Origin of the sequence: Pseudomonas sp. GM55 (assembly GCF_000282395.1) — a bacterium.
Taxonomy (GTDB): Bacteria; Pseudomonadota; Gammaproteobacteria; order Pseudomonadales; family Pseudomonadaceae; genus Aquipseudomonas; species Aquipseudomonas fluorescens_CC.
The window spans coordinates 117,303-128,491 of the sequence record NZ_AKJJ01000032.1; the positions used below are offsets into that span (position 1 = coordinate 117,303).

Sequence of the window (11,189 nt, forward strand, 5' to 3'; positions counted from 1 at the left end):
AGGCGAAAAAACTAGAGAATGTAAAGGAGAGGGAAAATGTTCGAACTCGTAGACAACATCCCCGCAAGCCCGGTAATCAAAGTTATCGGTGTCGGCGGTGGCGGCGGCAACGCTGTCAACCACATGGTCAAGAGCAACATCGAAGGCGTCGAGTTCATCTGCGCCAACACCGATGCTCAAGCGCTGAAAAACATTGGCGCGCGCACCATCCTGCAACTGGGCACCGGCGTGACCAAGGGCCTGGGCGCTGGCGCCAACCCTGAAGTCGGCCGTCAAGCCGCTCTGGAAGACCGTGAGCGCATTGCCGAAGTGCTGGCCGGCACCAACATGGTGTTCATCACCACTGGCATGGGTGGCGGTACCGGTACCGGTGCTGCGCCGATCATCGCCGAAGTGGCCAAGGAAATGGGCATCCTCACTGTTGCAGTGGTGACCCGTCCGTTCCCGTTCGAAGGCCGCAAGCGTATGCAGATTGCCGACGAAGGCATCCGCATGCTCTCCGAAAGCGTCGATTCGTTGATCACCATTCCCAACGAGAAGCTGCTGACCATCCTCGGTAAAGACGCAAGCCTGCTGTCGGCTTTCGCCAAGGCTGACGATGTACTGGCCGGTGCCGTTCGCGGTATCTCCGACATCATCAAGCGTCCGGGCATGATCAACGTCGACTTCGCCGACGTGCGTACCGTGATGAGCGAAATGGGCATGGCGATGATGGGCACTGGCTGCGCCAGCGGTCCGAACCGTGCACGCGAAGCCACCGAAGCGGCCATTCGCAACCCGCTGCTGGAAGACGTGAACCTGCAAGGCGCTCGCGGAATCCTGGTGAACATTACCGCCGGTCCGGATCTGTCCCTGGGTGAATACTCCGACGTGGGTAGCATCATCGAGGCATTCGCCTCCGAGCACGCGATGGTCAAGGTCGGTACCGTTATCGATCCGGACATGCGCGACGAGCTGCACGTCACTGTAGTTGCCACCGGTCTTGGCGCTAAAATCGAGAAGCCTGTGAAGGTCATCGACAACACCGTCCACACCTCGATGGCTGCACAGCCACAACAACAGGCCCCTGTTCGTCAGGAAGCTCCAGCGGTGAACTACCGTGACCTGGATCGTCCGACCGTCATGCGCAACCAGGCCCAGGCCGGTGCTGCGACTGCCGCGAAGATGAATCCGCAAGATGACCTGGACTACCTGGACATCCCGGCTTTCCTGCGTCGACAGGCCGATTGATGAAATGTATCAGGGGTATTAGGGTGATTGGTGTTCAGCAAAGGTCTGGTCTGCTATCATCGCCAGCCTTTGTTGATACCAGTTCGCAATTTGCGCTGAAGCGGCCCATGCCATGATTAAACAACGCACCCTGAAGAATATTATCCGTGCCACAGGTGTTGGCCTGCACTCCGGGGAGAAGGTCTACCTGACCCTCAAGCCAGCGCCTGTCGACACCGGCATTGTGTTTTGTCGCGCCGACCTCGATCCCGTGGTGCAGATTCCTGCCCGCGCGGAAAACGTCGGTGAAACCACTATGTCGACCACGCTGGTTAACGGTGACGTCAAAGTGGACACGGTAGAGCACCTGCTCTCGGCCATGGCAGGCCTGGGCATCGATAACGCCTACGTCGAGCTCTCCGCGTCCGAAGTCCCGATCATGGATGGTAGCGCAGGACCTTTCGTATTCCTGATTCAATCGGCTGGCCTGGAAGAACAGGACGCCGCCAAGAAGTTCATCCGCATCCTGCGTGAAGTGACAGTGGAAGATGGCGACAAGCGCGCTACTTTCGTCCCTTTCGACGGATTCAAGGTAAGCTTCGAGATCGATTTCGATCACCCGGTTTTCCGTGACCGCACACAAAGTGCAAGCGTGGATTTTTCCAGCACTTCGTTTGTAAAAGAAGTCAGCCGCGCCCGTACCTTTGGTTTCATGAGTGACATCGAGTACCTGCGCAAGCACAATCTCGCACTCGGCGGCAGCGTTGAAAACGCAATTGTGGTCGACGCCGATGGCGTACTGAACGAAGACGGCCTTCGCTATGAAGACGAATTCGTGAAGCACAAGATTCTCGATGCAATTGGTGACCTCTACCTGCTGGGCAATAGCCTGATTGGTGAGTTCAAGGGCTTCAAGTCCGGCCACGCACTGAACAACCAGCTGCTGCGCAAGTTGATTGAGCAGACAGATGCCTGGGAAGTCGTGACGTTCGAAGACGCCAGCACTGCACCGATCTCTTACATGCGCCCTGTTGCGGCCGTGTAAGCAAAAAACCTCTCTAGTTTTTTAAAGGCTACCTTCGGGTGGCCTTTTTTTATGCCCTGATTTCTATGGTGGCAGTGACGGCCTCTTCGCGGTGTAGGAGCCGGCTTGCCGGCGAAGAGGCCAGTCGATTCAGCATAGCGTTCAGCTGGCACACACCACCCGATTACGCCCCCCGTCCTTGGCCTGATACAACGCCTTGTCCGCACTGAACAGCAATTGCTCCAGGCTGATATCGCTGGTCGCCGTCCAGGTGGCAATGCCGATACTCACGCTCATCGGCGGCTCACCCGGATCCACCAGCGGCAGCTTTTGCACCGCCTCACGGATATGTTCGGCGATCTGCCGCGCACCTTTACTGCCGGTTTCGGCCAGAATCACCGAGAACTCTTCGCCACCATAGCGCGCCACCAGGTCTGCCGGGCGATGGACATTGGCGCGGATGACCTCGGCCAATGCCCGCAAGGCGTCGTCGCCGGCCTGATGCCCGTGCCGGTCATTGAAGGCCTTGAAGTGATCGGCATCAATCATCAGCAATGACAGCGGCTTGCCGCTGCGCTGTGCCCGAAACCATTCATGGCGCAGCGTCTGATCAAGGGATCGACGGTTGGCCACGCCGGTCAAGGCATCGGTGGCCGCCAGTTGCGCCAGTTCCTGTTCGGCATATTGGCGCAGGCGCAGCTCGCGGCAGAGCAGCCAGGTCAGCCAGAACAAACCGATGCACAAAACCCCGGTAGCACCGCTGATCACATAGGCCGTGCGGTTCCAGGTAGCGAAGACTTCGTCGATGGAAAGGGCCACGATGACGGTCAGCGGCAGATTGCCGACCCGGGAAAAGGTGTACAGGCGCCGTTGATGGTCGATACTCGACACGCTTTCGAAGGTCCCACTGCGCTCCTGCAGCATGCGTGCGACGTTGGGGCGGTTGGAGAAGCTTTTGCCGATGGGGTTTTGTTCCCGGTACGGTTTCTGCGCCAGGAGAATCCCGTCATCGTTGATGATGGCCAGCGTACTGCCGGTGCCGATGTCGAGGCTGTTGAACAACTGATCGAAGTAGCTCATGCGCATCGACGCCACCGCGACCCCCAGAAACTCACCCGTGGGCGAGGAAATGCGCCGGCTGAAACTGATGCGCCATTCGTCGCTGTCGTCGCAGTCGCAGCGAGGCTTGAACGGCCGGCTGATGAACATGCCGGTGTCGCGATTGGAAACATGGGCCAGGAAATAGTCGCGGTCAGCGAAATTGCCCGGTTTCGGTTCGATCAATGAGGAGTCGGCCAGCACGTCGCCGTGCTTGTCCAGCAGCAGGATGTCGCCCTTGTAGCGCGCGGTGGTGGAGCGGTCGAAGAGCACCAGATGACGGATCTGTGGCGATACCTGTTTCAGGTCGTCCCGTTGGGCGGCGGCGATCAGGCCCTGCAAAGTCAAATCATAGAGCTCGACCGTACGCAGGACATCGGCATCGATCAGTTGTGCGATGGTGGTCGCGCTGCGTGTGGCAGTCTGCTGGGCGTAGGCGTGTTCGCGGATCAGCAGGAACGTGACGATGCACAGTATCGAGATGACAGTCAGGGTGCTGCCGAGGATCACCATGATCTCGGGACGCCCGGGCGGGCCTTGAATATGTGGGGTGCGGCTTGCGGTCATAGGGCTGACGTCTGCTGGATGGACGTAGTAAGCGTAGTTGCATAAACGTAGCAGCCGAGTGAATCGCTCTAGTTGCTTGAACGATTGATCATTGGTGTGGGTGTCAGTGTCTTTCGTTGCAGAAATTGCAATGAAAGTTGAGTCGCCACAATAAAAAAAAGCCGCTGACAGCAGCGGCTTTAAGACAACTTTTCAAAGGGAAGAGCCAATGAGAAGTGTCGAGGGAAACAGGCGTGACAGGTACGGATCAGCTGTCTTTTTCGGCCCGTGGCTGGGCCTGGGTGCTGGAGGCTTGCGGGGCTTGGGCATCTTGCGCAGCCTTGGCTGTCATCTCGATCTGATGCTCTTCGAATGCCGCAGAGCGTGCAGCGTTATGCGCGACGAAAGTCTGCGATTCTTCCGCCATCGCCAATGGCGACAGGAACAAAGAGGACAAAACGAAAGCGCTGGCAATACCCATACTGTTGGACATCTTTAAAACCTTCTTGCTTGGCAAGTGCTGTTTGGTGCGGGCAAAGATAAGGATATGAGGCGAAGGGAAAAAGAGCGGATTCATGAAAGGACTGTTGCGGCAACAGCAATAGTTGGTTGACCGCACACTTGTGTTCAACCCGTAACCAATGTGGGAGCGAGCTTGCTCGCGATAGCATCACCTCGGTTCAGAAGTTGCACCGAGTCGCCTGCATCGCGAGCAAGCTCGCTCCTACAAAGGAAAAGGGATCAGACAGGCAGATGAATCCCGAACGTATTCATCCCATGTTCGCTGCGCACGAACACATCGCCGCCATGCATCAATGCAATCGCCTTGACGATGGCCAGCCCCAGGCCGTGATTGTTGCCGCTGTTGCTGCGCGAAGCATCGACCCGATAGAAGCGCTCGAACAGCCGTGGCAGGTGTTCACGGGCAATCGGTGAACCGGGGTTGGCGACGCCGATGCTGACCTGATGTTCTGCGGCTTCAATACGCACCTGAATGACCTGCCCGGGCGCGGTGTGCTGCACCGCGTTGTTGAGCAGGTTGATCAATGCCCGGCGCAGATGGGCGATCTCGATGCGCACTTGTGCGTCACCACTGACCTCAACCTGGACCTGAGCGTCCTCGAGAATGAAATCCAGATATTCCAGCGTCGTGGCCACCTCTTCGGCCAGTGAGGTTGAGGTGAGTTTGGTCGCCTTGCTGCCCTGGTCGGCGCTGGCCAGGAACAGCATGTCGTTGATGATCGAACGCAGCCGCTCAAGCTCTTCGAGGTTCGATTGCAGCACTTCGAAGTAATGCTCGGCGGAACGTCCGCGGGTCAATGCGACCTGGGTCTGGCCGATCAGGTTGGTCAGTGGCGAGCGCAATTCGTGGGCGACGTCGGCATTGAACGATTCAAGGCGCGAATAGGCTTGCTCGACCCGTTCCAGGGTTGAGTTGAACGAGCTGACGAATTGATCGAGTTCCGGCGGCAACGGTGACAATCGCAAGCGCCCCGAGCGCAACGGCGGGGCCAGGCGCTGAGCTTCCTGGGACAGTTTGATCAGTGGCTTGAGACCGATCCGCGCCACCCAGTAACCCAGTGCCGAGGCCAACAGCACGCCGACGATCGCCAGGCTGATCAGCGCGATCAGCAGTTGATGCTGGGTATGGAAAAACGTTTCGGTGTCGATGGCGATCATGAAGCGCAGCGGTGGGCGCTGGTCCTTGGCCGGGAACTCGCTGACCAGCACTTTCAGTGGATAGGGGTGATCCGGCAGCTGCATGTCGCGCGTGCCCAGCGGCCCTTGGGCAAAGGCGCGCACCTGCGGGGTCAGGTTGCCGTACTCGTAGTGCGGATCACCGCTGATGATCCAGAAACTGATGCGCTTGTCTTCTTCGCTCAGCAGATTGAGCTTGTTGTTGATCTTCACCCAATGCTCGGACGTACCGTATCGGCCGACCGTGGACTCGAGCACGCTGTAGCGCGCATCGAGTTCAGCTTCTGGCAGCAGGCCCAAGCCTTTATCCACCTGTTGATAAAGTGCCCAACCGATCAACAGAAACACCAATAACGCCACCAGCGTGAACATCCCGCTCAGACGCAGGGCAATGGAATTACTGGACACCACGGCTCTCCAGCACATAACCCATGCCGCGAATGGTGTGCAGCAGTTTCTCTTCGAACGGTCCGTCGAGCTTGGCCCGCAGACGTTTGATCGCGACTTCGACGACGTTGGCGTCGCTGTCGAAATTGATGTCCCAGACCATTTCGGCGATGGCGGTTTTCGAGAGGATTTCACCCTGGCGCCGAGCCAGCACACTGAGCAGCGAGAACTCCTTGGCGGTCAGGTCCAGTCGTGCGCCGCCTCGGGTCGCCTTGCGGCTGATCAAATCTATCCACAGGTCGGCGATGCTCACTTGCACCGGTTCATGGCCGCCGCTGCGCCGGGTCAGCGCTTGCAGGCGTGCCACCAGCTCAAGGAAGGAAAACGGTTTGCCCAGATAGTCATCGGCGCCGTCACGCAGGCCCTTGATGCGATCTTCCACTCGTTCGCGGGCGGTGAGCATGATCACCGGGGTTTGCTTGCGCGCACGCAGGGCGCGCAACACACCGAAGCCATCGAGGCCCGGCAACATCACGTCGAGGACGATCACCGCGTAGTCGCTCTCCAGCGCCAGGTGCAGGCCTTCGACCCCGTCCCGCGCCAGATCCACGGTGTAACCCTGTTCCGTCAGACCGCGGTGCAGATAATCCGCGGTTTTTTCCTCGTCTTCGATAATCAGAACGCGCATGACCCTGCCTCAGTCTGTGCTCGCCAGCGCGGGCACTGGCGAAGGTTTGGGCCTGTGAAACAACCGCTCCAGCCACAAGTATATGACCGGCGTAGTGAACAGCGTCAGGGCCTGGCTCACCAGCAAGCCGCCGACTACCGCGATCCCCAGGGGTTGGCGCAACTCGGCGCCGGTGCCGTAGCCGAGCATCAGCGGCAGGGCGCCGAGCAGGGCGGCGAGGGTGGTCATGATGATCGGCCGGAACCGCGTGAGACAGGCCTTGAAGATCGCTTCTTCAGGCGACAGTCCAGCATTGCGCTGCGCTTCGAGGGCGAAGTCGATCATCAGGATGCCGTTTTTCTTGACGATACCGATCAACAGCACCAGGCCGATCAAGGCCATGATTGAAAAGTCCTGGCCGCAAATCCACAGCATGATCACCGCGCCGAGGCCCGCCGAGGGCAAAGTGGAAATGATCGTCAGCGGATGGACGAAGCTCTCGTAGAGCACGCCGAGAATGATGTACACCGCCACCAGCGCCGCCAGAATCAGCCACGGCTGGCTGGCCAGCGAACTCTGGAACGCCTGGGCCGCGCCCTGGAAATTGCCGCTGATGGCGCTCGGCATGCCGATGTCGGCCTTGGCCTGGTTGAGCATGATCACCGCATCGCCCAACGCCACACCCGGTGCCAGGTTGAACGACAGGTTGGCGGCCGGGAACATGCCGTCATGGGCGATGGACAGCGGGCCGACGGTCGGCGCATCGAATTTGGCCAGGGCTGACAACGGCACCATTTGCCCGCTCAGGGGCGAGCGCAGGTAGAAATAGTTGAGGCTTTCGGCCTTGCCGCGCTGTTGGGTGTCCAGCTCCAGAATCACGTTGTACTGATTGACCTGGGTCTGGAATTCGTTGATCTGGCGCTGGCCGAATGCATCGTACAGGGCTTCGTCGACATCGCTGGCGGTCAGGCCGAAACGCGCCGCCGCGCTGCGGTCGATGCTGATGTGGGTAATGCTGCCGCCCAGTTGCAAATCGTTGGAAATGTCGCGGAACGCCGGGTTGGCGCGCAGTTTTTCCGTCAGGCGCTGGGTCCAGGTGCTCAGTGTGCCGCCGTCGTTGCTCTTGAGTACGTATTGGTACTGGGCACGGCTCGGGCCGGAGCTGAGGTTGATGTCCTGGCCGGCGCGCAGGTACAGGACGATGCCCGGCACTTTCATCAGTTGCGGACGAATCCGGTCGATGAACTGACTGGCCGAGACATCGCGGTCGCTGCGTTTTTTCAGGGTGATCCAGAAGCGGCCGTTGGCGATGGTCTGGTTGCTGCCGGAAACCCCGACCGAGTGCGAGAACGTTTCCACCGCAGGGTCGGCGGCGACGATTTCCGCCATTGCCAGGTGTTTTTTCACCATGTCGCCGTAGGAAATATCGGCAGCGGCTTCGGTGGTGCCGAGGACGAAACCGGTGTCCTGGATCGGGAAGAAACCTTTCGGGATCAGAATGTACCCGGCAACGGCCAGGCCGAGTGACAGGCAGAACACGCCGATCATCAAGCGCTGATGGGCGAGGGCGCGGCGCAGGCCTTTTTCGTACCCTGCCAGCAGACGCTCGCCAAAGCCCGGTTTGTCGTGGGCATGGTGCACCGGCGCGCGCATGAACAGCGCGGCCATCGTCGGCGCCAGGGTCAGTGATACCACCACGGAAATCAGGATGGTCGAGGTGGCGGTCAGGGCGAATTCCTTGAACAACCGCCCGACCACGCCACCCATGAACAGCAGCGGGATGAACGCCGCCACCAGCGAAAAGCTGATCGAGACAACGGTGAAGCCGATCTCGCCCGCGCCCTTGATCGCCGCTTCGCGCATGCCGTCGCCGGCCTCCAGGTGCCGGTGAATGTTTTCCACCACCACGATCGCATCGTCGACCACAAAGCCCACGGCCACCACGATCGCCACCAGCGTCAGGTTGTTCAGGCTGAATCCCATGACGTACATCAGCGCAAAGCTGGCGGTCAGCGAAACCCCCAGCACCGCCGAGACGATCAAGGTTGCCGACAACTGGCGCAGGAACAACGCCATCACCGCCACCACCAGCATGATTGCAATCAGCAGGGTGATTTCCACTTCATGCAGCGAGGCACGGATGGTCTGGGTGCGGTCGATCAGCGTCTTGACCTGCACCGAGGCGGGGAGCATTGCTTCCAGCGCCGGCAAGGCGGCCTGAATGCGGTCCACGGTTTCGACGATGTTGGCCCCCGGCTGGCGGAAGATCACCAGGTTGACCCCCGGTTGCGTGCCCGCCCAAGCCTGGACGTAGGCATCTTCCGAACCGTTGACGACCTTGGCGACATCGCGCAGATGAACCGGTGCACCACCCTTGTAGGAAACAATCAGCTGGCTGTAGTCCTCCGGGTGGAACAACTGGTCGTTGGTGGACAGGGTCGAGATGCTCGACTCCCCGTACAGCGCACCCTTGGCCAGGTTGAGGCTGGTCTGCTGGATCGCCAGGCGGATGTCGGCAAGGGTCAGGCCGATGGCCGCGAGTTTGTCCGCCGAAACCTGGACGCGAATCGCCGGACGCTGCTGACCGGTGATGGCGACCTGGCCTACACCGTCGACCTGACTGAGCTGACGGGCCAACAGGGTTTCCGTCAGGTCGCTGAGCTCCGGGCCGGGCATCAGCGAGGAATTGACGCTGAGGATCAGCACCGGGCTGTCGGCCGGGTTGACCTTGCGCCAGGTCGGCAGGTTCGGCATGTCCTTGGGCAGCTTGCCCGCGGCAGTGTTGATCGCCGCCTGCACTTCCTGGGCGGCGGTGTCGATGCTCTTGTCGAGGGTGAATTGCAGGGTCAGGTTGGTCGAGCCCAGTGCACTGCTCGAGGTCATCTGGGTCACGCCGGGAATGGCGCTGAATTGCACTTCAAGGGGCGTGGCCACCGAGGAAGCCATGGTTTCCGGGCTGGCGCCGGGCAGTTGCGCGGCCACCTGGATGGTCGGGAACTCTGCTTCCGGCAACGGCGCTACCGGCAGGCGCGGAAACGCAATGACGCCCAGCAGTACCAGGGCGAACGTCAGCAATACCGTGGCCACCGGATGGTCGATGCACCAGGCGGATACCGAACCGTGGCCCTTCATTGCGCCGCCTCCGATTGCACCACTTGCGACGGCTCGGTCAGTACTTGCACGGTGGCGCCGGGCTTGAGCCGCGACTGACCATCGCTGACCAGCACATCACCGGGCTTCACGCCTTTGATGATGTCCTGGCCGCTGCCTTGATAGACCATCTGCACCTGCACGGCTTCAACTTTGTCGCCATTGACCCGGTACACGAAGTGCTGGTCCAGGCCGCGTTGTACGACGGTCGGCGGCACCACCAGCGCATCTTTGTCCAGGGCTGTCTGAATCTTTACCGTCACCAGCAGCCCCGGCCAAAGCTTCTGCCCAGGATTGTCGAATTCGGCCTTGGCGCGGATGGTGCCGGTGTTGGCGTTGATCTGGTTGTCGATCAGGGTCAGGTGACCTTCGCCGAGCAGGTTGCCGGTTTCGCCGTCGGTGTCGGCGCCGATGTAGGCCTTGACCTGGGCGTGCTGTGGGTCGTTGATCAGGCCCTGCAAGGTCGGCAGCATTTGCTGCGGCAGGGAAAATTCCACGGAGATGGGGTCGATCTGGGTCACGGTGAACAGGCCCTGGACGTCGCTCATGCGCAGGAAGTTGCCTTCGTCGACGGTGCGAATACCGACACGGCCGCTGACCGGGGAGTGTATTTGCGTGTAGGAAAGCTGTACTTCGGCGGAATCAATCGAGGCCTGGTTGCCTTGGGCGGTGGCCTTGAGTTGGTTGACCAGAGCCTGTTGCTGATCGTAGGTCTGCTTGGATACCCCGTCGTCGACGCTGAGCAGTTTGTAGCGCTTGAGGTTGACCAGCGCCACTTGCAGTTGCGCCTGGTTTTCGCCCAGTTGTGCCCGGGCCTGGTCGAGACTGGCGCGGATCGACCGGTCGTCGATGGTGGCCAGCAGGTCGCCTTTTTTCACCAGTTGGCCTTCCTTGACCATGATTTTGGTGAGTATGCCGTCGATTTGTGGGCGGACCACGACGCTGTGCAGGGACAGCACCGAACCGATGCCGCTGACGTAGCGCGGCACGTCTTTTTCTGCCACGGCGACCACTCGCACGGGGATGGCGCTGGGGGCGGCGAGCTTGGCTTTGGCCGGTTTGGCGGCATACCACAGGCCCAGCGCTGCCAGGACGATCAGAAGGGCGACGAGCAGGGCGGGTTTTTTCTGGATTCGCATGCGAGTGGGGCGCCGGGGCTGGGTGGTCGGTAGGTCGGTGGGTATTTTCCTTTATAAACCTGTTTGCCGGTCAGGAGGGTGACGGCTAACTGACGGCGCTGTCAGTTTGCGCCTTGGCGGCCTCTGGGCCGGCCATGTTCTTGGTTGACTGTGTACATATCCGTTTCTTTGGTAACGGCGACTTAGGGTTTCGCCCTTACGGCGACTCACTTTTTTTACAAGCGCCTAAAAAAAGTAAGCAAAAAAACGCTCGCCCCGAACGTCCGGCCCC

8 protein-coding genes are annotated in these 11,189 nt (G+C 60.1%); 2 read left to right on the forward strand and 6 right to left on the reverse strand.

Annotation, left to right across the window (positions count from 1 at the left end):
• Positions 1-36: 36 nt before the first annotated feature.
• Positions 37-1,230 carry a cell division protein FtsZ gene (gene ftsZ / locus PMI31_RS05365; protein ID WP_008016708.1) on the forward strand — a complete coding sequence of 398 codons (1,194 nt, stop codon included), beginning with the start codon at positions 37-39 and terminating at the stop codon, positions 1,228-1,230.
• A gap of 112 nt (positions 1,231-1,342) precedes the next feature.
• Complete coding sequence (gene lpxC / locus PMI31_RS05370; RefSeq protein WP_008016709.1) at positions 1,343-2,254, forward strand: UDP-3-O-acyl-N-acetylglucosamine deacetylase; 912 nt, start codon at positions 1,343-1,345, stop codon at positions 2,252-2,254.
• Positions 2,255-2,395: 141 nt separating this feature from the next.
• Here lpxC and PMI31_RS05375 read toward each other — a convergent pair whose 3' ends face one another.
• The 6 genes from PMI31_RS05375 to PMI31_RS05400 form a co-directional block, all read right to left on the reverse strand.
• Positions 2,396-3,898, reverse strand: coding sequence for a sensor domain-containing diguanylate cyclase (locus PMI31_RS05375; RefSeq protein WP_008016710.1), 1,503 nt, complete (start codon positions 3,896-3,898; stop codon positions 2,396-2,398).
• 247 nt (positions 3,899-4,145) lie between these two features.
• Positions 4,146-4,370 (reverse strand): hypothetical protein, encoded by a 225-nt coding sequence (locus tag PMI31_RS05380; RefSeq protein WP_043302219.1) that lies wholly within the window; start codon positions 4,368-4,370, stop codon positions 4,146-4,148.
• A 248-nt stretch (positions 4,371-4,618) separates the two neighbouring features.
• On the reverse strand, positions 4,619-5,983 hold the full coding sequence (locus tag PMI31_RS05385; RefSeq protein WP_008016712.1) for a heavy metal sensor histidine kinase: 1,365 nt from the start codon (positions 5,981-5,983) through the stop codon (positions 4,619-4,621).
• The gene (locus tag PMI31_RS05390; RefSeq protein ID WP_007989910.1) at positions 5,973-6,650 is read right to left on the reverse strand and encodes a heavy metal response regulator transcription factor; all 678 of its coding nucleotides are present in this window, start codon (positions 6,648-6,650) and stop codon (positions 5,973-5,975) included. The genes PMI31_RS05385 and PMI31_RS05390 overlap by 11 nt, the downstream gene beginning before the upstream one ends.
• Before the next feature lie 9 nt (positions 6,651-6,659).
• Entirely contained in the window at positions 6,660-9,761 is a 3,102-nt protein-coding gene (locus tag PMI31_RS05395; RefSeq protein WP_008016713.1) for a multidrug efflux RND transporter permease subunit, read from the reverse strand.
• Positions 9,758-10,918 carry an efflux RND transporter periplasmic adaptor subunit gene (locus PMI31_RS05400; protein ID WP_008016714.1) on the reverse strand — a complete coding sequence of 387 codons (1,161 nt, stop codon included), beginning with the start codon at positions 10,916-10,918 and terminating at the stop codon, positions 9,758-9,760. Before PMI31_RS05400 ends, PMI31_RS05395 begins: the two co-directional genes overlap by 4 nt.
• Positions 10,919-11,189 lie beyond the last annotated feature (271 nt).

Bases quoted from the DNA above. Each gene is read 5' to 3' on its own strand.
- ftsZ (WP_008016708.1), top strand. From the start codon at position 37: ATGTTCGAACTCGTAGACAACATCCCCGCAAGCCCGGTAATCAAAGTT.
- lpxC (WP_008016709.1), top strand. From the start codon at position 1,343: ATGATTAAACAACGCACCCTGAAGAATATTATCCGTGCCACAGGTGTT.
- PMI31_RS05375 (WP_008016710.1), bottom strand. From the start codon at position 3,898: ATGACCGCAAGCCGCACCCCACATATTCAAGGCCCGCCCGGGCGTCCC.
- PMI31_RS05380 (WP_043302219.1), bottom strand. From the start codon at position 4,370: ATGTCCAACAGTATGGGTATTGCCAGCGCTTTCGTTTTGTCCTCTTTG.
- PMI31_RS05390 (WP_007989910.1), bottom strand. From the start codon at position 6,650: ATGCGCGTTCTGATTATCGAAGACGAGGAAAAAACCGCGGATTATCTG.
- PMI31_RS05395 (WP_008016713.1), bottom strand. From the start codon at position 9,761: ATGAAGGGCCACGGTTCGGTATCCGCCTGGTGCATCGACCATCCGGTG.
- PMI31_RS05400 (WP_008016714.1), bottom strand. From the start codon at position 10,918: ATGCGAATCCAGAAAAAACCCGCCCTGCTCGTCGCCCTTCTGATCGTC.